The organism is Leptospira tipperaryensis (genome assembly GCF_001729245.1).
GTDB lineage: Bacteria > Spirochaetota > Leptospiria > Leptospirales > Leptospiraceae > Leptospira > Leptospira tipperaryensis.
Genome location: NZ_CP015217.1, coordinates 680,516 through 702,224, shown reverse-complemented (window position 1 = coordinate 702,224; position 21,709 = coordinate 680,516). Strand labels below are relative to the sequence as shown.

At 42.5% G+C, this 21,709-nt stretch carries 21 protein-coding genes and 2 tRNA genes; 8 read left to right on the top strand and 15 right to left on the bottom strand.

From position 1 onward, the window contains the following. The first annotated feature begins 64 nt into the window (after window positions 1-64). A tRNA-Thr gene (locus A0128_RS03425) sits at window positions 65-137 on the top strand. A gap of 11 nt (window positions 138-148) precedes the next feature. Continuing rightward, window positions 149-233: transfer RNA gene (locus tag A0128_RS03420), tRNA-Tyr, on the top strand. A gap of 671 nt (window positions 234-904) precedes the next feature. Here A0128_RS03420 and A0128_RS03415 read toward each other — a convergent pair. The 5 genes from A0128_RS03415 to A0128_RS03395 all read right to left on the bottom strand — a co-directional run bounded on the left by A0128_RS03415 (window position 905) and on the right by A0128_RS03395 (window position 7,863). Beyond that, window positions 905-2,473, bottom strand: coding sequence for a hypothetical protein (locus A0128_RS03415; RefSeq protein ID WP_069606240.1), 1,569 nt, complete (start codon window positions 2,471-2,473; stop codon window positions 905-907). After that, window positions 2,463-5,240 (bottom strand): transglycosylase domain-containing protein, encoded by a 2,778-nt coding sequence (locus A0128_RS03410; protein WP_069609082.1) that lies wholly within the window; start codon window positions 5,238-5,240, stop codon window positions 2,463-2,465. Before A0128_RS03410 ends, A0128_RS03415 begins: the two co-directional genes overlap by 11 nt. Window positions 5,241-5,284: 44 nt before the next feature. Then, window positions 5,285-6,142, bottom strand: a complete 858-nt coding sequence (locus A0128_RS03405) for a ChaN family lipoprotein (RefSeq protein ID WP_069609081.1) — start codon at window positions 6,140-6,142, stop codon at window positions 5,285-5,287. A gap of 66 nt (window positions 6,143-6,208) precedes the next feature. Further along, a complete protein-coding gene (locus A0128_RS03400) occupies window positions 6,209-6,757 on the bottom strand; it encodes a glutathione peroxidase (protein WP_069606239.1) in 549 nt (182 codons plus the stop codon). Window positions 6,758-6,873: 116 nt separating this feature from the next. After that, window positions 6,874-7,863, bottom strand: a complete 990-nt coding sequence (locus A0128_RS03395; protein WP_069606238.1) for a zinc-dependent alcohol dehydrogenase family protein — start codon at window positions 7,861-7,863, stop codon at window positions 6,874-6,876. Between the two features lie 88 nt (window positions 7,864-7,951). Between A0128_RS03395 and A0128_RS03390 the strand changes: the two genes are divergently transcribed. After that, a complete protein-coding gene (locus tag A0128_RS03390) occupies window positions 7,952-8,854 on the top strand; it encodes a LysR family transcriptional regulator (RefSeq protein WP_162274090.1) in 903 nt (300 codons plus the stop codon). A 5-nt stretch (window positions 8,855-8,859) separates the two neighbouring features. Here the strand turns inward: A0128_RS03390 and A0128_RS03385 are convergent, their stop codons facing one another. Together A0128_RS03385 and A0128_RS03375 are read right to left on the bottom strand one after the other, a co-directional pair. Then, window positions 8,860-9,477, bottom strand: coding sequence for a hypothetical protein (locus A0128_RS03385; protein WP_069606236.1), 618 nt, complete (start codon window positions 9,475-9,477; stop codon window positions 8,860-8,862). 182 nt (window positions 9,478-9,659) lie between these two features. Next, window positions 9,660-10,268 (bottom strand): hypothetical protein, encoded by a 609-nt coding sequence (locus A0128_RS03375; protein ID WP_069609080.1) that lies wholly within the window; start codon window positions 10,266-10,268, stop codon window positions 9,660-9,662. A 240-nt stretch (window positions 10,269-10,508) separates the two neighbouring features. Between A0128_RS03375 and A0128_RS03370 the strand changes: the two genes are divergently transcribed. Both A0128_RS03370 and A0128_RS03365 read left to right on the top strand, forming a co-directional pair. Next, entirely contained in the window at window positions 10,509-11,117 is a 609-nt protein-coding gene (locus A0128_RS03370) for a tetratricopeptide repeat protein (RefSeq protein ID WP_427854316.1), read from the top strand. A 56-nt stretch (window positions 11,118-11,173) separates the two neighbouring features. Further along, entirely contained in the window at window positions 11,174-11,395 is a 222-nt protein-coding gene (locus A0128_RS03365) for a hypothetical protein (protein WP_069609078.1), read from the top strand. Window positions 11,396-11,694: 299 nt separating this feature from the next. On the opposite strand, the gene A0128_RS03360 is transcribed toward A0128_RS03365, so the two are convergent. The 4 genes from A0128_RS03360 to leuC all read right to left on the bottom strand — a co-directional run bounded on the left by A0128_RS03360 (window position 11,695) and on the right by leuC (window position 16,086). Further along, a complete protein-coding gene (locus A0128_RS03360; RefSeq protein ID WP_069606234.1) occupies window positions 11,695-12,600 on the bottom strand; it encodes a DMT family transporter in 906 nt (301 codons plus the stop codon). 138 nt (window positions 12,601-12,738) lie between these two features. Further along, window positions 12,739-13,752 carry a UDP-3-O-(3-hydroxymyristoyl)glucosamine N-acyltransferase gene (lpxD, locus tag A0128_RS03355; protein ID WP_069606233.1) on the bottom strand — a complete coding sequence of 338 codons (1,014 nt, stop codon included), beginning with the start codon at window positions 13,750-13,752 and terminating at the stop codon, window positions 12,739-12,741. Window positions 13,753-14,083: 331 nt separating this feature from the next. Then, window positions 14,084-14,677 (bottom strand): 3-isopropylmalate dehydratase small subunit, encoded by a 594-nt coding sequence (gene leuD / locus A0128_RS03350; protein ID WP_069606232.1) that lies wholly within the window; start codon window positions 14,675-14,677, stop codon window positions 14,084-14,086. Then, complete coding sequence (gene leuC, locus A0128_RS03345) at window positions 14,674-16,086, bottom strand: 3-isopropylmalate dehydratase large subunit (RefSeq protein WP_069606231.1); 1,413 nt, start codon at window positions 16,084-16,086, stop codon at window positions 14,674-14,676. Before leuC ends, leuD begins: the two co-directional genes overlap by 4 nt. A 99-nt stretch (window positions 16,087-16,185) precedes the next feature. On the opposite strand from leuC, the gene A0128_RS03340 reads away from it, so the two are divergent. After that, a complete protein-coding gene (locus A0128_RS03340; protein ID WP_069606230.1) occupies window positions 16,186-17,076 on the top strand; it encodes a LysR family transcriptional regulator in 891 nt (296 codons plus the stop codon). Window positions 17,077-17,252: 176 nt separating this feature from the next. Here A0128_RS03340 and A0128_RS03335 read toward each other — a convergent pair whose 3' ends face one another. Both A0128_RS03335 and A0128_RS03330 read right to left on the bottom strand, forming a co-directional pair. Further along, entirely contained in the window at window positions 17,253-18,062 is an 810-nt protein-coding gene (locus A0128_RS03335; protein ID WP_069606229.1) for an LIC13305 family lipoprotein, read from the bottom strand. Between the two features lie 87 nt (window positions 18,063-18,149). Continuing rightward, window positions 18,150-19,001, bottom strand: coding sequence for an LIC13305 family lipoprotein (locus A0128_RS03330; protein ID WP_069606228.1), 852 nt, complete (start codon window positions 18,999-19,001; stop codon window positions 18,150-18,152). Between the two features lie 90 nt (window positions 19,002-19,091). Here A0128_RS03330 and A0128_RS03325 point away from each other — a divergent pair, with 90 nt between their 5' ends. Beyond that, window positions 19,092-19,781 (top strand): zinc finger Ran-binding domain-containing protein, encoded by a 690-nt coding sequence (locus A0128_RS03325; protein ID WP_069606227.1) that lies wholly within the window; start codon window positions 19,092-19,094, stop codon window positions 19,779-19,781. A 156-nt stretch (window positions 19,782-19,937) separates the two neighbouring features. Here the strand turns inward: A0128_RS03325 and A0128_RS03320 are convergent, their stop codons facing one another. Continuing rightward, on the bottom strand, window positions 19,938-20,387 hold the full coding sequence (locus tag A0128_RS03320) for an acyl-CoA thioesterase (protein WP_069606226.1): 450 nt from the start codon (window positions 20,385-20,387) through the stop codon (window positions 19,938-19,940). 372 nt (window positions 20,388-20,759) lie between these two features. On the opposite strand from A0128_RS03320, the gene A0128_RS03315 reads away from it, so the two are divergent. Then, a complete protein-coding gene (locus A0128_RS03315; RefSeq protein WP_069606225.1) occupies window positions 20,760-21,353 on the top strand; it encodes a TetR/AcrR family transcriptional regulator in 594 nt (197 codons plus the stop codon). Window positions 21,354-21,360: 7 nt separating this feature from the next. Here the strand turns inward: A0128_RS03315 and A0128_RS03310 are convergent, their stop codons facing one another. Next, complete coding sequence (locus tag A0128_RS03310) at window positions 21,361-21,609, bottom strand: GNAT family N-acetyltransferase (RefSeq protein ID WP_069606224.1); 249 nt, start codon at window positions 21,607-21,609, stop codon at window positions 21,361-21,363. Window positions 21,610-21,709: the final 100 nt, after the last annotated feature.

The window sequence follows — 21,709 nt, the reverse complement described above, 5'->3', positions numbered from 1 at the left end:
CCATCTTGGATTTTTTATTTGACCAAGGAAAACAACCCGAAATACTGGCTTTCATAGTAAAATTGCTGCCTTAGCTCAATTGGTAGAGCATCTGATTTGTAATCAGACGGTTGTGGGTTCGATTCCTATAGGCAGCTAATTTCTCTTCGGGTAGGTACTCAAGTGGCCAACGAGGGCAGACTGTAAATCTGCTGACTATGTCTTCGAAGGTTCGAATCCTTCCCTGCCCACCATTGTTTCTCACCTATTTCACAAAAATCTAATATTTAGAGACGAATCCGGAAGATAGAATCTTCCCTTAGGGGAGATTCTGCTGAGTCCAATTCGAAGCTTTTGAGCGAGAGTGTTTTGAGCTTCCGTAAGAAGCGAAAAAACACGACACGAATCCATGGATGGATGAGTGCGCGAAAAAGACGCCGTGGAGCCAAGTCGAGCACGATGCGAGACTGCGTAACGGCGAATCCTTCCCTGCAACGCGATCCATAGAGAGCGTTGCGCTGAGTTCTCCCACCATTGTTTCTCACCTATTTCACAAAAATCTAATATTTAGAGACGAATCCGGAAGATAGAATCTTCCCTTAGGGGAGATTCTGCTGAGTTCATTTGAGTAGAGCAAATTCTTTTGGGATCGATAGAAAGGCAATATACTGAGTTCGGTCTGCGTCGTGCGAAAACACTTCCTTCCTCTGGAAATCATTGATCCGATCTGATTTCTAACTCCAAATACATCTTCAAGCAATAGAGCGGTTCATTTTATAGAACTATATTCAATATTTAGAATATATCAAGAAGCGCGAGTGCGATACAAAAGTTCAACAATTGTCTTGAATCTTTGAGACAGCATCAATCAAGAAAGCTTGAGCAATCAGTAGAAAAAACAAAAACTAACAATAAACATCAATCTTCAATTGCCCTCAGAAATATTTACCTGAGCATTTTTCCAATCGATGGAATAAAAACGATACTTTCCGTCATTGGAATATCCTTCCGCAAAAAAACGATTCAGGGCCTTACGATAGACGATGTTTGTAACTTGAAGAGATTCTTCCAAAGCCTCACTGCGAAAACCAAGACGTCCGGGAATTGTGTTGTATGCGGAATTTGCGAATACGAGACTCCATTCGTCCTGGTCCGTTGTAAAAAGAGCACTCCCTAAAATTGCCTCCGAGGAAGCTCCTTGAAAAGGAACACAGTTCTGAGGCTGTATAAGGTTTTTCTTAAATAAGGAAGAACGTCCCTGCTTGCAGAGAAACGCGGGAGTTGCGGACAAAAAGAAAGTTGTTTCTGCTTTTCTATAATCCCAGAACGGAGTCGGATTTTTATCGCCGCTAAAAAGTTTATCGTCCAGAAGTTCCGCATAACGCGAAGAATTTTCGGAAGATTCTTCCGGCTCTGCATCGTCCGTCTTTTGCGAAATACCTTTTCCGAGAAGATAACCGTAAACCGGATCGGGGGCATCCGAATTCAAAATTCGAATGGCCTTCAGAAGTTCTTGTCCCGGATGACCGTCGTCGAAGTTTTTAAAACAGATTCTATTTAAGAGTTCCTCGGATTCGTCTCCCGCAGAAAATCCTTTTGCGACTTGAGCACACGCCTCTTGTTTTCTTCCGGAAGCGAGAAGTGTTTTAGCGGTTTCGATCTTTCCTCGATCCTTGTTTCCATAGGAAGCGCTCATCCAAAAATAACGCGCGGAAGAATCCAACTTTCCTATATTTCGCAAAAACTTTCCGTAGAGATACAAAAGATCCGATTTACCGTCTTCGCTTAACGATTTTAACTTACCGCCTGCGTAGATTCTTTTGTAAGCGCTTCCGCGATCGGAATGAAGAGTATAACTGATTCTCAGAGCGAGAGAAGTTTCAGGACTTAAAAGATTTCTCATCTCTCCGAAGGCGTGAATTTTTTCCCAGCCGTCGTAATCTCCCGTTTTAATTTTCACCGCATAACAAGCCTTATAGAGAGGAACGTTTTCCTTTTTTGAAAGGACCTTGAATAAAAAAGGAAGTTCGGGAGTAACCGGAGTCGTCTGTGTTTCGAGAGATTCTTCCGCTACGGTTTCGGGAAAATTTTCTTTGGGAGCCAGCTCTTGCAAAAAAGAATCGGGATCGGGAATCGGCCGACTACACCCTGAAATCACCGAAACGAGCGCGGAAGGACTCACGTTTAAACCGTTCGCGAGTTCCGTGACGATGGAAGGATACTTTCCCTTTTTATCAGTGATCTTCCCGGAACGACTCATGATCAAGATCGCCGGAATGTATTTGCGATATTTCTCATATAGAAAGAAGAGTCTGGAGGAAGCGGTCTTACGAATATCCGATTTCTGGGAAGTTCTAAGTAATTCCTCATAAAGAGGAATCGAAAAAAGAGGGTCTTCTTTTTCCATCGCGTATGCGTCTTCGTAAGAGACCGATTCTAAACTCAAAACAAAACTTAAGAAAAAGAGAATATAGACAAAACGTTTAGAATACATTTCTGAGAACTTCCCGTTTAGCGTCGCTTCCGTGATTGAGTGGGCAAATTTCGGAAGGTACGGTTCCATTCTTAAATAATTCTTTTTTGGCGTGTTTGCAGGACGGCCCCGGAAGTTTTCCGGATTCTTCGCAGACCGTGGCCGTGATCGCGTGTTCTGTTACTGGATATCTTCGTTTTAATTCTTCTGAGTCTTCCGCCGATTCGAAAACTTTCGCAACCGCACCCCAAAGTGGAGCCGCCACCGTTCCGCCTAACGCAGAAGAACCGAGCCCGAAACTGGGATCATCGTATCCGAGCCAAATCGCCATCGAAAGTCCTGGTTTGACTCCGACGAACCAGTTGTCTCGGTTGTCGTTTGTAGTTCCCGTTTTTCCCGCAACCTCTCCTTTGTATCCCGTGTTTCTTACACCCGCCGAGTTGGCGCTTCCGTGCAGAAGATCGATCATGATCTCCGCAACTTGAGAGGACAAAACCTTTCTTTCTTCGGGAACTTTTAAACCGAACTCGTCAGTCGCCTTTCTTTCGAAAATAATCTTACCGGAACGATCCGTTATTTTTTGGATCAGATAAGGACGTTTGATCGAACCGTCGTTTGCAAACGCGGAATAAGCGGACGCCATTTCGAGAGGCGAAATTTCCAAAGAACCTAACGCGAGAGAAAGATCCCCTCTGAATCTGGACTGAAGCATTTTAGAATCCGGAAAGAAAAATTTCTGGAAGAATTCTTGTATTCTCGAAATCCCGAGTTTCTCCGCGATCTGAACCGCGGCCGTATTTTTGGATTTGGCTAAAGCCTGTCTAACGCTGATATCTCCGTCGTATTGATTTCCGATATTCTCCGGCATCCAGTTTCCGGTTTGATTTCTATAGATAAGAGGCGCGTCCAAAATTCGAGAGGACGCGTTGACAAGTTCGTTTTCAATCGCAGCGGAATAAAGAATCGGCTTGATAGAAGATCCTGTCTGACGTTTCATCCCCGTGGTTCTGTCCAACTGGTTATCCGCCTTGAACTCGGAGCCGCCGTGCATCAAAAGAATTTCTCCGGTGGAAGGGTCAACGGCGACTAACGCGACCTGAAGCCCGGACTCGTTGGCTCCCGAAAAAGAATCCGTGTCCATAAAAAGTTCGAGCGCCGGAGAAAGATCCTGAACGTATTTCCGAAAAACCGCGGTTTCACTGGAATTCTTATTGTCCGTGAGTTTTGTCTTACGAACAAGTCCGTTCTTTTGAACGTTGTCCACATAAGACTTTACGATTTTCTGAAGTTCGGCTTGAACGGGTTCGGCTATCGTAGTATAAATAGAAAATCCGCCGGTCTCGTAGATATTGGAATCTGGATAGAGAGAATTTAGAAATTTACGAACGTGTTCCGTGACGTAAGGAGAATGATCCCTTCGATTTCCAAAGACGGTTTCTCCGGGAGAACGCATGTGAAACGAAAGATAGAGTTCGTCCAACTTTGTTTTTGGATTCTCTTTTAGAATTTCATCTTCTCGAAAGGAGTGGATGATCGCGTTGACCCTTTGTCTGGAAAGATCCGGATTTTTCAGAGGGGAATATCGATTCGGTGCGGAAGCCAAAGATGCGAGAACGATCATCTCTTCGGTCGTAAGTTCGTTCGGATTCTTCTTAAAATAAAATTCTGCGGCGCTCGAAAAACCGAAGGCCCCGTGTCCGAGATATACGTTGTTTAAATAATATAAGAATATTTGCTTTTTCTCATACGTATATTCGAGAGCGAAAGCGAGTTGCGCTTCTTTGATTTTTCGAATCAGACTTTTTTCCCGATCGTCGAGAAGAATTCTCGCGAGCTGTTGTGTGATCGTGGAAGCTCCTTGTTTGAAACGAAAGCTAGTGATGTTTACCAAGATCGCTCTCGCGATCGAAAGATAATTGATTCCGCTATGAGAAAAAAATCTTCTGTCTTCGACGAGAAGAACGATCTTCTTGAGATTCTCGGGATACGCGTCCCATTCTAAATTACTGGTCTTTTTTGCAAAAATTTCGGAGACCTTCTTTCCGTCCCGATCGTAGATCACGGAAGGCTGGTGGTTGTAAAAAAGAGAAATCATCTGTTGCAGTTCGGATTCTCGAGTGATCACGCCCACCCAAAAAACGATCATTCCGACGAGAAGAAGTGAAATGACAACTCCGGCGGAAAGAAGAACAAAATTTGGAAGTCGGAGTCGGTGAGAGGACATTTGGTCCCGAAGTCTTTCTGCCAGGGTTTTAATCCGGGCTTGGCCGTTCTCTTCGATCTCTCGACGGACGGAGAAGAATGGTTTTTCTTCGAAAGAAATCTTTTCCCGACGTAGAAGCGGCCTTTCCTCGGAAAAGAGGGGATCGGGAGTCGGGCCTTTTCGTGATTCCTGGAATTTTTGCTGGAGTTCCCGCAACTTTGCATTCACCAGGGCTTGCGTCTGGGCAAGGGCGCTCGAAATTCTTTCTAAGAATCCCGGACCGGCGGGTTCGGGATCTTTTTGTGGAGTGGAAATCGAGGGAGTTCCCGCATTTCGAAGAGGCTCTTCTCTTCGGGGAAGTTCGGACGTCCTCGGAGGATTGACTTTCGGAGTAGAAACGACAGATTCTCGAGGAGGCAAGGGCGGAGGAGAAAGTTCCATTCTCACCAAAGCCTTATGGCCGCATTGATAGCAGGTCAGTCGGAAAACGGAACCCGTCGGAACTCCTTCCGGCAATCGGGACGCGGTCCCACATTCAGGGCAAAGAAATCGAGGACTTCTTAGAGTTTGAATCCCTGTCTCCATCATCCTCTTAATTGTCGGAGCATCTTCTGGATCCAGACAAGCACTTAATTCTCTTTTTCTTTCCTTTCCGTAACGACGGTAAAATCGTTTCCTGTCACGGTTTCCAAGGGAATCGATTCTTCGGCTTTGAGAGGGAACATCGAAACGGTGAGCACCTTAAAACCAAGCTCCCGAAGTCGATATGTAACCCCGAATCCTTCGTCGCTATGAAATCTTCCGTTGATATGAATGACTTTTTTTCCACGGGTCAAAAACGCGTTAGCGATCGCGTCCGCCATCCCCGCGTCCCAGAGATACTGCGCATCGATAAACCTTTTTTGCAGGGTTTCATCCGAATGCATCCCCGGATGTTCTTTGAGAGTATTCTTAATCTTATTCTCATAACCTTCTTGGGAGAATTTTCGAATGAGATATTTCGGAGGTAAAAAAACGGAACGGATTGGAAAGAGAGTTTCCAGTCCGGAAGAAGAAACCAAATTCACATACTTTCTCGGAACGTTGGAAGCGATCACCGGAATTCTATGTTCCTTTGCGTATTGTAAGAATGGATGATAGTCCCTGAGATGATTCGGCCAGAGTTTGAGAGAATTGAAAAACGCCTTTTCTCCGATCTGACCGCTCAGATATTCATCCAGAGTTTTTTGTTGATCTCTCTCCAACATCTCCAAAGAAAGAACGACCTCGTTCGAAGCCGATATTTTTTTAAACCAATCCAGTCGAATCTTGTGACCGGCAGTATCGTCGTGTTCTTCCCCTAATATAAGAATATCATGATTTTTAAATGAATCGAAAATCGTTTCCGGAAAAATCAAGACATCGTTCAATCCTTTCTGGATCGAAAAAGGATGAGGGATTTCTTCGGCTCTGAGTATATCTTCCGATCGAAGGGAAGAAATACTCAGGACAAAAAAAATCTGCGCGAGAATTCCGAAACGAAGAACCTTGAGTTTTGTTTTCAAGAAAAGCGCTTACTTTAGAAGAGATTCGATTTTTTGAGAAACGTCGGCGCTATCCGGCTCAATCGCCGAAAGATAACGAGCTTCTATCTTTCCATCCTTGGAAATAAGAATTTTCTCAAAGTTCCACTGCACTTCTCCCGGGTTTGGAGAATTTTGAGTGAGATATTGATAGAGAGGATGTTGATCCTTGCCTTTGACGGAAATCTTGGACATCATATCAAAGCTCGCGCCTTTTTGAATTCTACAAAAGGTTTCGATTTCTTTGTCCGAACCGGGTTCCTGGCTTCCAAAATTATTCGCGGGAAAACCTACGACCACAAATCCTTGGTCCTTATATTTCTTATAAACCTTTTCGAGATGGTCATACTGATATGTGTAGCCGCATTTCGAAGCTACGTTCACGACCATAACGACCTTACCTTTATATTTCGAAAGAGGAACTTCGTTCCCTTTGATGTCCTTTACTTTAAAATCATAAAAACTTCCTTTCGCAAAAGTCCCTGCGATCGGAAAAAGAACCCCGAGAACGAAAAATAGAATCAAAAGTTTCGAGTGCATGAATGATACCTTCTTACAAAAGAGTTTAAATCGACATGCAGTTTTGCTTCAATCGTTTTTCAAATCTTTTGATCCCTTTCTTGATTTCAAATGAGAATACAACGCGCCTCGTAGATTCAGTCGATCACCACCGCGATCTTTCCAAAACTTTTTCCCTCTTCCAATTTTCGATGCGCGTCTCCGATTTTTTTCCAAGAAAAAATTTCCGGATCAACAATCGGACGAAGAATCCCCTCTTCCGCGAGCCTGGAAATTTCTTTTAAAATGAAACCGTGTTTTTCCCTCCCCTCGTTGTGTAAAAGAGGAATCAACATAAAGACCACTGCCAAATCCAAACTTTTAGAATGCGCCTTTCCGAGATCAAAGGTTCCGGAGGCGTTGATCGTAATCGCCTTTCCTTTTCTTTTCACCATTGAAATCGCGGTTTCAAAACCGCTTCCCCCTCCCGTGTCTAACGCAAGATCGAAGTCCGACGAACCGAAATGTTTGAGAGCGGCTTCTTGAATCTCGACTTCCATCCTCCCGCTCACGGCCTCGGCTCCCAGTTTTAAAACGAGTTTCTGTTTGGATTCTCCGGTTGCGGTCGCGAGAACTCTTGCACCGGCCCAACGTGCGAGTTGAACTGCGATATGTCCGACGCCGCCCCCGCCTCCGGTAATTAAAATTTTATTTCCAGCCTGAAGATTTCCTTTTTCAAAAAGACCTTCCCAAGCCGTGATCGAAACCAAGGGAAGAACCGCCGCTTCTTCAAAACTCAGATTTTTCGGTTTGGTAGCGATCAACCTTTCGTCCGCGAGAATGTATTCCGCCAACGCTCCTCCGGTTCCGATAAGACCGCCCACACAACCGAAAACTTCTTCCCCTTTTTTCCAACGAGACACGTTATCCGCAACCTCTTCTACGATCCCGGAAACGTCTCCGTGCAAAACCGCCGGAAAAGCGGGAGCGATCGAAGGACCGAACTTGCGAATTTTGTAATCCACCGGATTTACGCTCGTCGCCCTGACTCGTATCAAAACGTGACCCGGAAGAATTTTCGGCTTCGGCACCTCGCCTTCTTCAAAAACTTCGGGACCGCCAAAACTACGGATGATCATTGCTTTCATAAAAAATTCTCCTGATTCTTTTGAAAAGATTCTAACCCGAAATGATTCTTTCTACAATGGCTTGAATTTGAAAGAGATTATTTCTAAAATGGAAAGAATGAATATCGAAAGTATTTTGGACCTCGAGTTGTTCGAAGCGGTTTGTGCGGAGGGAAATTTTGTGAAGGCCGCGAGAAAGACCGGTTCTTCCCTACCGACGATCAGTAAAAGAATTTCAAGATTGGAAAGGGCGCTCAAGGTGACCCTCTTTGAAAGGACTACGAGAACCATTCGACTTACGGAAGCCGGGAATCGATTTCGACTTCGGGCTGAAATCATTCTCAAGGAGCTCCGAACTGCGGAAAAGGAAGCGAGTTTCGAAAAAGAACTCAAAGGAAAAATTAGAATCACAGCGCCGGCCCCTTTTGCGACTCGGGTTCTCGCTTCCATTTTCGCGGAGTTTAAAAATCAACATCCTGAAATTCAATTGGAAGTAATTTTTGGAAATGAAAAGTTCAATCTCATCGAGGATCGTTTTGATTTGGGAATTCGAATTATGAAACCGATTCGAGGAGAACGTTGTAAGGTTCTTTTAGCCAACCGGATCGTCGCCGTAGCTTCTCCGAATTATTTGGAAAAAGTAGGAACTCCCTCTCGTCTTTCCGATTTGGAAAAACACTCCATCCTTTTTGTGGACGAACAAGCCAATGTAAGAATTCCCGAATTGAAAAAGACAATTTCCGAATTATCAGGAGACAGAGGCATCCGATCCAACAACGGATCCTTTCTCGCCGAATTCGTTGCAAGAGGAGGATCCGGAATTCTTTTTCGCTCTTTCTGGGATGTAGAAGAGCAGATCCAATCCGGAAAATTGAAAAGAATTTTTCCAAACCTTCATTGGAAAGCGGAGACTTCCGTTTGTCTTTTGTTTCCTTCCGGGGAGAAACCGCCGAAGCGAGTTCTCCGCTTTGGAGAATTCTTAGAATCCCAGATTTTGCCGGGAAGGATTTGAAATTTTCAAGGAAAGATTTTTCTCAATACGGATTCCGGTAATAAGGAAGCCGCGACAAAAATTCCAAAAACGAAAGCGGCGATCGCAAGACCCAACGCCGGAAAAAATCCAAGAGGTTCGCTTCCTCTTTCGATCAAATAGATCGGGCTGTCCAAAACGTATCCCATGTCTTTATAAATTTTTTCGGATTCACTATCCAAAGAAGTATCGTTAAATCTTCCTTCGATCGCAAACGCGGGAGAAGAAAAATAAGTTCCATTGTCCAATTCTTCTTGAGTGACTTCGCTGTCCTTCACGATGACTTTGACGTGTTTGGATCCGGCTTTGTCGAGAGTTGCAACCGGATAAGTGATATGTTGTAATTTGTCTTTTTTTGTGGAGATCACGTAGTTGTTTGCGGGAACGACTCCGTCTTTGATCTTGATATATCTTGGAATTTGATCCGCAGGCGTGGAAACGAATTCAACAAACGTAAATTCGGTCTTATTCTTTTTTGCGGAATGAAATTTCATATCCGGAACTGCGATTCCAAAAATGATAAAAGCGCTCAAGCCCACCCCGCCGATTCGATACAAGATCGAAAACCGGTTTAAAAATTGAATCCCTTTAAATACGATATTCATTCTAATCTCCTAATATTCTTTGATGATTCTGCAAAGAATAAAGAGGACTCGAAAAAAGGTCGAATTCTTTTTAATACGTACGAAGGGATTCTAAGAGCAAAACCAAATCGTCGAGCAAAGAAATACTCAATTCTTATAATATCTTTTCAAACTTATAGAAAAGATAGAATCGTATTCGACCGTTAAACTGCGATTCCTTCAAAGAATGTAAGAATATTAGAATCGTCTGTTTCCAGATGATCGAGGGCTTGTTCGACGACGGATTCTAAATAATAAGCGTAATTCTTATAACCTTTGAGAAAGGCCTTCGCTTCTTCCACACGATCCGCAGGAAGTTTGTCCTGAACGATCAATTGAAAGAGAGCGAGAATTCCAAACGCGGATTTGAGAGGATCGGAAAGAGAAGCGATTTTTATAATTTCGTCCGCGTCCACTTCGGCAAAGGAAGGAAGCAAATCGGTGATCAGTTCCAAGGCGCCGATCGGAATCTGGCGATCCAAGGATTTTACATAATTGATGATGGCACGATACGCGCGGCTATCTCCGACTCTGGAAAGAATCTGAACGACTCCCGAAAGAAGTCTTTTGTGATATCCCCAAGAAAGTCTTCCGGAATCCGCATCCCTCATTACCTGATATAAAAAACTCCATACGAACTTATCGTTTTCGATCGCCTTATCGGCGAGCTCGGTAAGCCATTCGTCGAACGCAGGGTTTTCCATTTCTTTGGAAAGAAATTCTTCCAACTCGGTCGGATTTCTTGTTTCAGGCATGTGGTTTTTTTTGCGCATAGGGTCACGATTATCCACTAGGGAAGATTCCTTTTCCATTCTTTTTCTTAGAAAATAGACGGATTATATAAAAAAACAAAAACGGAAATTGAGGGAGAATATCGACTTCGCATAAAACAAAACGGATCGGAAGGAAAAGATCGAATTCTAATACATTCTTAACATCACTTTGCAATCACTAACGTAGAAATGAAACCGAGTTCTTGAAATTCTCCTCAGATCCGCATTCTAATAATTAAGATGAAACCGAAAATAGAAAGGATTTCCTTTATAATTTTTCTGCTCGCTTTTCTGGAAGAACCTCTGTTCTCCAATGAGTTTGAAAATCGAGTCGTTTATTTTGAAGATTCATTGGAAGAATCCAAAACACAAAAACAGAAAACTGAGAATTCCACCGCAAAAGAAACGAAGTCTGCATCTAAGATTCCGTTTTTATCGGAAGAAAAAAGTGAAACCGCATTTCCTTCCGAGGATCAATTTGCAAAACCGGAAATTCTTAAATTAGAAAAAGAATGGAATCGATATTCGCCGGAAAACTTAAAACAACTGGCAATCAAATGGAGAACGTTAGGCGCAATCAGACAGAAGTTTCGCGATTACAAAACCGCGATTCGATTTTACGATCAATCTCTAACGATTCAAGAGCGATTGGGAGAAAAAGAAAGCGGGGATTACGCGCTGACATTGTATCTGAAATCGATCGTGGAGTTTAGAATCGGACAAACTTGTCAGGCCGCAATCAGCATTCAATCCGTGATAGAAATCTATCGTTTGTTGGGGGATACGGATTCCGCAATTCAAGCGGAAGATTCATTGAAAAAATATTCGAGTTTCTGCAAGGAAAACTAAAAACGCTTTGACACAAACCGAATAACGCTCGAAAGATACGGATGGCTCGTTTTGTTATGAATCCGCTTTCCACACAGATCTTCCAAGATATCTATCATGCTTCTCAATCCGGAAGAATGATCACGATGGGAGATTTGGAAATCAATACTGCCAAATCTGCATACCAACTGAGACCTCATCTGGAAGATTTAAAAGAATCCAGTCTTGTCGTCGAGCACCCGGAAGGTTTCGAAATTGCACCTTCTGGAAATCACTACTACCAAAGCCGCTGGGGTTAAACCCGCAGTCCGTTTTTCATTCTATCTCTTGATAAATTAAGTTTTCCTAATTTATGTTTATCTAAACCGTATTCAACGGGGACGATTCTAAATTCTTATCCCGAATAATATAAGATAAATATTCGAGTTTTCCGAAAACAATTCAAAGACCTAACTTTAGAAATCACAAGCGTAAGCCATTCCAATTTTTAAGAATCGGGATTTTCTGAAGTACAACGATTTCACTTTTTCAAAAGCAATGAATCCGAAAGTGAAAAGAATCGATTTTCTTTTTTACTCCGGATCTCACGGAGAACGTCTCAAGTCTCCGCCGTTTTCTCTTCCGGTTTATTACGGTTCAAAAGAAAAACCGCAAGGACCGCGAAAAATCCTCCGATCATCGTCGTAAAACTCGGAACCTCGCCCAGAAAAACCCAACTCCCAAAAAGTGCGGTAACCGGAACAAGAAAGATAAACGAACTCGCAACCCTTGAACCCAATTTAGAAGAAGCGAAAAAATAAACGGTGGTTCCAAACGTCGTCGAGATCACTGCCAGATACATCACTTGAAGCCAGAAACCGCTGCCCGCGTTCAGAGCATTCATAACGTCGTATGGAATCGCGAGAAAAAAGTCGAGAACCGTTCCGATCGAAAAAACATAAAAGCTATAAACAAGCGGAGAAATGCTCTGACCCGTGCTGTGACTGTTCATACTCAAAAAGGCCCAGCTAAAAGCGCAGAGAAGAAAGAAAATATTTCCGGATTGAAACAAGGAATTCCAATTCAAATTCCAAATCTGAAGTAGAATACAACCGCCTACCAAACCAAGAATCAAACCGATCGCTTCTCTTCCCGCCGGTAATTTTCTCTGAAACGAATGAACAAGCACGTAAGTAAAAATCGGATTCATCGTCGTAACAAGAACCCCACCTGCGCCGGCGAGTCCGTTGTTCAAACCCAAGAAAAAGAACTGGTTGTAGATCGTATAAAGAATCCCACCGATGCCTACTTGAATAAAAGTTTTATAACTAGGTAAACGAAAGGATTCCTTTCTCCAAAGAACCACGGGCAATAAGGAAACCGCAGTGGCTAAAAATCTCCAGAAGATGATTACGTTCGGGTGTTGATCCGCAACGATCAATTTGGCGGAAGGCCAGGCAAAACCCCATGAAACCATAGAGATCACTAATAAAAAATAGAATTTTGTGCTAGTCTTGGATTGCATAAAGGAGTAACCCCTTTTACCAATCTCAGAAATTGAAAACCAGATACAATCCTTACTTCGGAATCCTTCGATTTATCGGAAACGATCTTTTTCGTTTAACGGCAAGAGCGTTTTCGATTTAAAAAAAAGAATAACGAATCAACTCTTGTTTCGACTTCTATGTTCTCTCACGAGTTCGGGCAACTTAGCCATAGAAGAATGAATTCGATGCATCTCTAACGCGGGTTTTGCGGGAATTCCGAAGTAAGCGACTTTTTCGGTACTGTCTTCGGTGAGTCCGGACATTCCCATAAGAATCGATCCCTTCTTCATCGTGATTCCTTCCGCAACCGCAGCTTGCCCACCCATGATGACGCCGTCTTCAAGCGTAACCGAACCGGCGAGGACCGTACCACCTGCGATAAAAACATAGTTTCCAACCCTACAGTTATGAGCAATGTGCACGTGATCGTCAAATTTTGTGTGATTCCCGACGGAAGTAGTTTCGATAGTGGCTCGATCCACAGTACAACAAGCACCCATTTCCACATAATCTCCGATCACTGAAATTCCGATTTGTGGAACCTTGTAACGGACTCCGCCTTTGTCAAAAAATCCGAATCCATCCGCGCCGATCACAGTATTTGCATGAATTAAATTATGTTTTCCTAATATACAATTATATGAGACGATCACGCCGGATTTTAGAATCGTTCCTTCGCCGATCTTAACTCCGCTTTCGATTACGACGTTCGGAAATATTTGACAATCGTCTCCGATCTCTGCGTTTTCTTGGATCACGACAAAATCCAGGATCGTAACATTCTTACCGATCTTTGCGCTTGGATGAATACTCGCCTTTGTAGAAATGAAAGGAGTTCGTTCGGGCTTTCTCTCAAAAAGAGAAAGTAATTCGATAAACTTCAATCTCGCTTGGCCTTCGGGAACAATCAAAGCCGATGGGAATTCGGAAGCTAAAGAAGGAATCGTCAATGCGATTTGAACCTGCTTTGCTTTCGGATTTGAGCTGAGATACTTCTTCGCTTCGAAATAATAAATTTTATCCGCTTGAACATGGGAATGATTTTCGATATCACCGATGCCGATTACTTCCTGTTCGCCGTTTCCTTTTAATTCCAACCCGAGGGTCTTCGCTAAATCTTTGGCTTTCATGATAATCAAATTTTTTGAAATCCAAAAAAGGACTCAACTCGTTTTTTTAGATTTCTAAGTTTGGAATCAGAAGATTCTAAATTATATAATAAGAAAGTGCTTTCAACGCACCCAAGTGATGTTTTTATAAAATGAAATCTTTGTTTTTTTCTCAAACCGGACAGCGTTCAGTATTCAAAAGAAAATGATTTTAAATGGAGAATGAGACCTGCATTATTTTGGAAGGTTCTTCTTTGTTGAAAAAATCTCTCCGTTGATTTTCTTTTTGTAGCGGGATAAAGTAGAAATCGTTTGCTCCCTATTGGATACGGAGCGAACGATTTATCGGATTTTAGACAAGAGAAGATTCAAAGTCTTCGATTCTGGACAAAAATTTCATCGTAAGATCGATATCGTCCCATCCGTTCGTGATTCTTTCCAGCAAAGACGAAGAAAGAGAAAAGTGATATTCTTTTTTCCCGGCAATGAGGACTAACGTGTCCAAATTGATCGTAACTTCGGCTCCCTCATTTTCTCTTATGTAAGTCAGAATTTCTTCCACTTCCGTAAGAGTTAATTTTATCAGAGCGATTCCATTCTTAGCGCAGTTTCCAAAAAATATATCAGCGAAAGAAGGTGCAACGACCGCGCGAAATCCAAAATCCGCAAGCGACCAAGGCGCGTGTTCTCTGCTGGAACCGCATCCAAAATTTTCTCCCGCGACCAATACGGATGCAGATCGATATCGACTTTGATTTAATACGAAGTCGGGATCTTCTTGCAGTCCGTCGTCATCCAAATATCTCCAATTGTGAAAAAGATGTTTCCCGAATCCTGTTCGCTCCACCTTCTTCATAAACTGCTTTGGAAGAATCTGATCCGTATCGATATCTTTTCGATAAAGAGGAACGGCTACTCCTTGATGTTTATTCCATGATTGATTCATTTTCTTTCCTCCTTTAATTCCGAGACGGCTCCCAGTCTTCCCAAGATCGCAGCGACGACCGCGCTTTCCGGACTGACCAAGTGAGTACGCCCCCCTCTTCCCTGTCTTCCCTCAAAGTTTCGGTTCGAGGTGGAAGCGGAACGTTCTCCAGGTTGCAGAAAATCGTCGTTCATCCCAAGACACATCGAACATCCGGGCAATCTCCATTCAAAACCCGCTTCGAGAAAGACACGATCCAAACCTTCCTCTTCGGCTTGACGTTTTACTCTTCCCGATCCGGGGACAACAATCGCTTGCACGTTAGACGAAACTCGATTCCCTCGAACGACTTGAGCGGCCCTTCTGATATCTTCGATACGCGCATTTGTGCAGGAACCGATAAAAACCTTATCGATTTTAACGGAATTCATCGTTTGACCCGCTCTTAGATCCATATATTCCAAAGAACGTTTCGCGGCCGCCTTTGCTTCTTGATCGATGAAAGAATCAGGATCCGGAACAACCGAGTTTACCGGAACGACCTGACCGGGGTTTGTTCCCCAAGTTACCATGGGAGAAACCTCGCCAGCGTCCAAGACTATGGTCTTGTCAAAGACCGCATCCGGATCAGACTTTAGAGTTTTCCAATATTCTACTTTTCTACTATATTCTTCTCCCTTCGGAGAACGATCCTTTCCTTCTAAGTAATCAAATGTGGTTTGATCCGGAGCTACCAACCCGGCTCGAGCGCCAGCCTCGATGCAAAGATTACAGAGAGTCATTCTGCCTTCCATAGAAAGGTTTCTGATCGTATCTCCGGCATACTCGATTACATAACCTTGTCCTCCGCTCGTTCCGATCTTTCCGATCAGAAAAAGAGCTAAGTCTTTCGCACTGACATCGGGAGCCAGTGTTCCCGTAACCTGGACCAAAAGATTTTTTGATTTCTTAAGACGAATCGTCTGTGTCGCCAAAACGTGTTCTATCTCGCTTGTTCCGATGCCAAGCGCAAAGGCTCCGAAAGCGCCGTGAGTAGAAGTGTGAGAATCTCCACAAACGATTACGGTTCCGGGTAACGTAAGTCCGATCTCAGGTCCTACTACGTGAACGACTCCTTGATCCGGATGATTGATGTCCAAGAGCTCAATCTCGAAATCCTTACAGTTTTCCGCAAGAAGTTCCATTTGCTTTTGCGAAATAGGACCGGCCCCGTTCCATTCACGATTCCTCGTGGAAACGTTGTGATCCATGATCGCAAGCGTCCTTTCTTTTTTTCGTACCGTTCTTCCTTTTTCCTTCAGCGCCGTAAACGCCTGCGGAGAAGTAACTTCGTGAAGGAGATGTCTATCCACATAAAGAATATCCTCTTCTCCGTCGCGGGTTACGATTCTGGAATCCCAGATTTTATCATAAAGTGTTTTACCGGCCATACTTTCCTCCGATGAGAAAACCATAACAGAAACCAAGACATAATGCAAATAAATAGGATTGATTGACAGTATAACTAAAAGTTATACATTAAGAATAGAATGGAATTTAGACAGATCCGATATTTTCTCGAAATCAGAGACGCGGGCACGTTTCAAAAAGCCGCTTCCAAACTTGGTTTAACTCAACCTGCCCTTTCCCGCCAAATTTTTCTTTTAGAAAAAGAACTGGGGTCTCTCGTATTCGAAAGGGGTCCGAGACAAATCAGGCTGACACACGAGGGAGAAATCTTTTTAGGTTATGCGCTGAAGATGAGGGAACTATGGGAAGAATTAAAATCCGGAATGAAAGAACCCGGAAAAGAACTCTCCGGAGAATTTTCGATCTCCGCCGGCGGAACCGTATCAGCCTGGATTCTACCGGAAATTCTTAAAAAAATAAAGAAAGAACATCCCGACCTTATATTGTCCGTAAGAGAAGGTGATTCCCTAGAAACCAAGGAAGCCATTTTGTTAAACGAAGTGGATTTGGGAATTCTCACCGGCCCCGTAAACGAGCCCGGATTGATTTCGAGAGAATTTTTATCGGACCGAATCGTTCCCGTTGCGTTAAAAACACATCCGATCTTCCAAAAGAAAAAGCAGAGTCTAAAGGACATCAAAGAAGAATCGTTTGTATTCTTTCATCCGGCATCCGCGATTCGAAAAGCGGTGGAGAAAAAGATAAGATCGTTAGGAAAAGAATTTCGTCCCAAAATCGGAATGGAACTTAGAAGCGTTGAGTCCGTGATCAAAAGTATAGAGGCGGGCTTAGGAATCGGATTCTTATCCGAATACAGCCTTTCCGCCAAACTCCGGATGATTCCGATTTCAGAATTGATCGCCGAAAGAAAATTCTTTCTTTCTCATAAAAAATCGATTCGTCCAGGGTTATCGAAATTGGCGGAAGAATTGGTTCGCGAAGCACGAAGCCTATTCAATCCTTCTGTTTAAAAATGGTATTTAAGAAATACATAAAATTCTAAAATAGAAAATTTTTCTTAAATCCTAATTAATGACCTTCACAAAATCCGGGACGTCCAGTTGAAATCCGATTTCGAAACCGTTCCATGAAGTTAGAATTCAATCGTGATTTGCACGAAGTCTCATTTCGTTTCTTCGAATTAAAATCAAGGACAAGAAGTCGTATCAACTTTGATTTTCCAATACGTTCCTTCTGATCCGGGGAAAGGCCAAAAGTTCTTCATATCCGATATCATCAGCCTCACCTTTGCGGCTACCACTGGATCGGTTTGACAAATCTGAATCAGCTGATTATAATTGGATTGAGGCCCCATCAGCCCCGAACTTATTTCAGCGTAGTCTTCTGCGACATTCGAAGTTGAATATGTCGTCGCGAAACCGGGAACCGGATTGTTAAACTGAAGTAACGTTGGCGAAGACCAGTCCACGTTCGCTGAATATCCGACGGTATTGAGCGAAACCCAATCCGTATGGGAGTCCATAAGAAAACCGCGCTGCGCGAAATCGAAATTATGAGTGATTTCGTGGTGAATGGATCTATCGATATAATCATCCATAAAACCCGTTGCAATACCTGCATCTACATTCATATAGATACTATTCGCCAAAGGATCCATAAATCCTCCTACAGCCAAACCGCCAACGGTTAGATTGGCGCAAAGTACAACTCTCTCCACCTTGCTTTTGATCCAATAACCTCGAGGGTATTTTGCAATTTGAGCTCGAACAATTAACGAATAATGTTCTACATCCTCCTGCGTATAAGTCGCGTTGCAAGTAATAGAACCGGAGGCTTCCGTATTGGTAACAATTTGCACGTCACGATCATAATTCGCGGCTCGATCCGGTTGTGGTAATAATAAGAACAAAAAAGAATCGTCGATACTTTCTTTTTTGTGATCACACGCTACGAATATGGATAAAAACATCAAACTTAGAATAAACTTTACTTTCACGAATATCCTCTTTTATTAGAAAATTATTATATAATACGAGTCGCTGATAATCCTGGACTTAGCCGCACATAAGCGTTTTTCAAAATGTTAATTACAAGCATTTGCGGTTTCCGCAATCCTCGTTTTCCAGAAAGTCGTGTCCGATCCGGGGAAAGGCCAAAAATTCTTCATATCCTCTATGATATTTCTCGTCTTTGCAGCAACGATCGGATCGTTTTGGCAAAAATTGATTAAGGTGTCGGATTGAAATTCTTGCAAACCTCCAAGGATCGCTGCCCCAAAGATCGCACGATCCTCTAACTTATTTACTGTACTGTAATAGCTTAGGAAGCCGGACATTGGGTGAATGATATGAGTCCAAACAGCGGCAACCGCATCTGAATTCGAAACACTTCCGTATTGAAATCCGCTCGGATTTAGAAGGTTCCAATCATCAATCGAATAGCTATAAAAAGTACCGAATTGAGAATAGTCTACATTGTGCATCAACTCATGATGCATCGTCGAAGCGTAACCCTCTTCGCAGTTATTGCAGGTGGTCAAACCTTGTCCGATCGCTAAATAAATACTGTTTTCGGAAGCCAGAGAAAGACCTCTTGCTGCTGCCCCGCCATTTACCCCATTTATATACTTGACTAAATAAATTTTTTCCGCCCTCGCCTTGATCCAATAACCTCGAGGATATTTTGCAATTTGTGTCCGAAGAATAGAAACGTAGGCATTGAGATCATCCTCAGAATAACTCAGATCAAATGTATACAAAGACACAGGCGGAGGTACCGTATGAGTTATGATCTGAACGTCACGATCATAATTCGCGGCTCGATCCGGTTGCGGTAACAATAAGAACAAAAAAGAATCGTCGATGACTTCTTTTTTATGGGCGCAGTTTGAAAGTAAGAACAGGATTACGATCGTAGTAAAAATTCTTTGATTCATACTTGATCATAACAGATAAGAATCTCCGGATTTACTGCATCTGATAACTTGCACTATTTAAAAACCCGCTAACGCGAACTTAGAATCCGTTTGCAAAAAGATCTTGCCGATCAAATACAACCTCTCAAAATAAAACCCATGAAATGGATCTGTCATCACTGCGATTATAAAAACCCGATTGAATTACAAAACTGCGCACAATGTGGAAATAGCAAAGGTCCCGATGTCAAAACAATAGATCCCTCTGCTTCCTTTTTTCAAAAATTTTTAAAGTTAGGCACCATTGGTTGGATTTTTATAATTCTTCTTGGATTGGCGGCCATCATTCTCACACCGATTTTATTGATCAGCGCCCTTTCCAAGATAGAAGGTTTCGCGAGTATTCTTTTGTTTATCGGCGGATTTTTTGGAGCCAAGTCCGCGGCCAGATCTCAATTCGGACCACCCGCAAAAGCGATCTTTATTGTTTTCTTTTCTCTGATGGGAGTCGCGATAGACCAGCCGGGGAACTACGTTTACAACTATCCGTTTCGATTTGTTTGCGCTGAAGGAACAAGCACTGAGAGATCGGTTCAAGTGAGTCATCCGCTTCCAGGAAGAACCGATATGACTCAGGTATTTTCCTGCGTTGATATCAACGGGAAAGAAAAATCAAAAATCTCCTTACCCCAAGTTTTAGGAATTCGTTTTTTAGAATATATACTGATAGCAGGATTTCTTCTTTCTTTTCATAGCTGGAATTTAAAACGAATACAAAGAAAGAATCCAGACAATCGATAAGATAAGAATACAGTTTGAATGTAATAAAATTCCTCGTTTACGCCATCGAGTTCAAATCTTTCCTTAACAGCTTAAGATCGTTAGGCGCTATTTTAAATTTTTAAAGGAACGAAATCGATACAGAAAAGTTCGGTCTCGCTCCTTTAAAGAATGAATTTAGATCGGAGTACTCGCGAGTTTGCTCGCTTCTTCATCCGTAACTTTGTAAGGACGCATTCTTTTCAGATCCATAAATAGACCGTAAAATTTAGCGGAACAGACCAAAGCCCCGTCGGATTCCCTATATAAATCCTGAATCGTAAGAACTCGACTTCCTTTCTGAGCTTCAAATCGAGTCGTCAGTCTGGTAGTTTCAGGATACTTTAGCTCCATCTTATATTCCAACTCCGCCTTTAGGATGACCGGACCAATGTTTCTTTTTCGAAGCTCGGTCAGGCTCAGACCGGTTTCGTCAAATGCGGCCACCCTCGCCTCATGAAAATAACTCTGGTAGACTCCGTTGTTTACGTGTCCGTTTTCATCCAAATCGACCCAACGTACTTTAACTGTATGAGTAAATAGTTTGATTCCTTGTTCCGAATTTGTTTCTTTTTCTAGAGTTTTCATAAAGTCCTCCTAAGGTAGACCGATTGTTCTACCTTAGGATAACATCTAAAATGGTAGACAAATTTGTCTACCATTTTATAATCTAAATAAATTCTTGGAATTGGTTTTATTGGAAAGTTCAGAGATGGAATTGTTCAAAATTTTCCGGTAGAATCGATCACGATGGAAAAAAAGATTCGTTTTTCGAGGGGAACAAGTTTACTCGAAAAAAGCTTGAAATCGAATTTCAAGTCGGCTTCCGATTTGATTTTGGGAGAATCTTGACTTTTCGATTCCTTCCACTTTGTTTTGAACTTTCAAGAATGAACTCGAAAAAATCGGCTTTGAATCTATCTTTTTTGAAATGTAGTTTAAGAATATTAGAAATTACTTATGAGTAAAACGCAACCAAAACAACAGGATCAGGCAAAAGATCGCATTCTCAAGGCGACCGTAAAACTCTTTTACGAAAGAGGTTACGCGAACACCGGTATCAATGAAATCCTGAGTGAAGCGGGAGCTTTTAAAAAAAGTTTATATCGCTATTTTCCCTCCAAAAAAGATCTGGGTCTTAGCTACGTCTCTTTCCAAGAAGAAGAAATTCTTGGTTTAGCGGAGATGATGATGAAAAAATATCCCAAGTATCAGGATTTTGTTTCTTCTTGGGTTCGATTTTTAAAAAGAAGATTAAGGACGACGTATCGTTTTGGATGTCCTCTCGCCAACTTCTCAAACCAAACACACGATGAACCCGAATTGAGAAAAAGGGTGATCGAGTCCTTGGATCGCTGGAACCAAAGTTTCGGTGCTTATTTCAGACTCCCGATTTGGAAAAAAAAGAAAACTTTAGATCCAAAGACTGCGATAGAATATTCAGAAAAAGTATTATTCTTGTATCAAGGTGCGATGCAACTCTATGGAGTTACCGGAAATAAAAAGTTTATCGACCGATTGGAAACGGAATTGCTTCGAATGGAAGAATCTTAATTCCGAGTCAAAGATCCAGAACCTTCATCTTTGATTCCTTTGCTTTTGAGATCGCATGCAGAACCAAAGCCTTACCGACACCTTTTCGTCGAAATTTTTCATCCACGGCTATGTTGACCAACTCCAAAGTTTTCGGACGAGTGTAAATCAATACGTAAATTCCGATCGTTTCCGTTTCAAAGGTCGCGATATAACAGAATCCTCTTTTCAAATATTCTTTAACGAGTTCTTCCGAAGGGTCGGCGGAAAGTAACAAACCCCAATAACAAGTTTTTCTTTAGACTTTTGAAAATGAATTCGAATACCGCTTGCAAAGGAAAAGGACGGAAATATTTTTTTTGAACATCGTAGATTTC

Bases quoted from the DNA above. Each gene is read 5' to 3' on its own strand.
- A0128_RS03340 (WP_069606230.1), top strand. From the start codon at position 16,186: ATGGAATTTAGACAGATCCGATATTTTCTCGAAATCAGAGACGCGGGC.
- lpxD (WP_069606233.1), bottom strand. From the start codon at position 13,752: ATGAAAGCCAAAGATTTAGCGAAGACCCTCGGGTTGGAATTAAAAGGA.
- A0128_RS03360 (WP_069606234.1), bottom strand. From the start codon at position 12,600: ATGCAATCCAAGACTAGCACAAAATTCTATTTTTTATTAGTGATCTCT.
- A0128_RS03330 (WP_069606228.1), bottom strand. From the start codon at position 19,001: ATGAATCAAAGAATTTTTACTACGATCGTAATCCTGTTCTTACTTTCA.
- A0128_RS03395 (WP_069606238.1), bottom strand. From the start codon at position 7,863: ATGAAAGCAATGATCATCCGTAGTTTTGGCGGTCCCGAAGTTTTTGAA.
- A0128_RS03320 (WP_069606226.1), bottom strand. From the start codon at position 20,387: ATGAAAACTCTAGAAAAAGAAACAAATTCGGAACAAGGAATCAAACTA.
- A0128_RS03315 (WP_069606225.1), top strand. From the start codon at position 20,760: ATGAGTAAAACGCAACCAAAACAACAGGATCAGGCAAAAGATCGCATT.
- A0128_RS03375 (WP_069609080.1), bottom strand. From the start codon at position 10,268: ATGCGCAAAAAAAACCACATGCCTGAAACAAGAAATCCGACCGAGTTG.
- A0128_RS03390 (WP_162274090.1), top strand. From the start codon at position 7,952: ATGGAAAGAATGAATATCGAAAGTATTTTGGACCTCGAGTTGTTCGAA.
- leuD (WP_069606232.1), bottom strand. From the start codon at position 14,677: ATGAATCAATCATGGAATAAACATCAAGGAGTAGCCGTTCCTCTTTAT.
- A0128_RS03400 (WP_069606239.1), bottom strand. From the start codon at position 6,757: ATGCACTCGAAACTTTTGATTCTATTTTTCGTTCTCGGGGTTCTTTTT.
- A0128_RS03370 (WP_427854316.1), top strand. From the start codon at position 10,509: ATGAAACCGAAAATAGAAAGGATTTCCTTTATAATTTTTCTGCTCGCT.
- A0128_RS03365 (WP_069609078.1), top strand. From the start codon at position 11,174: ATGAATCCGCTTTCCACACAGATCTTCCAAGATATCTATCATGCTTCT.
- leuC (WP_069606231.1), bottom strand. From the start codon at position 16,086: ATGGCCGGTAAAACACTTTATGATAAAATCTGGGATTCCAGAATCGTA.
- A0128_RS03415 (WP_069606240.1), bottom strand. From the start codon at position 2,473: ATGTATTCTAAACGTTTTGTCTATATTCTCTTTTTCTTAAGTTTTGTT.
- A0128_RS03385 (WP_069606236.1), bottom strand. From the start codon at position 9,477: ATGAATATCGTATTTAAAGGGATTCAATTTTTAAACCGGTTTTCGATC.
- A0128_RS03410 (WP_069609082.1), bottom strand. From the start codon at position 5,240: ATGGAGACAGGGATTCAAACTCTAAGAAGTCCTCGATTTCTTTGCCCT.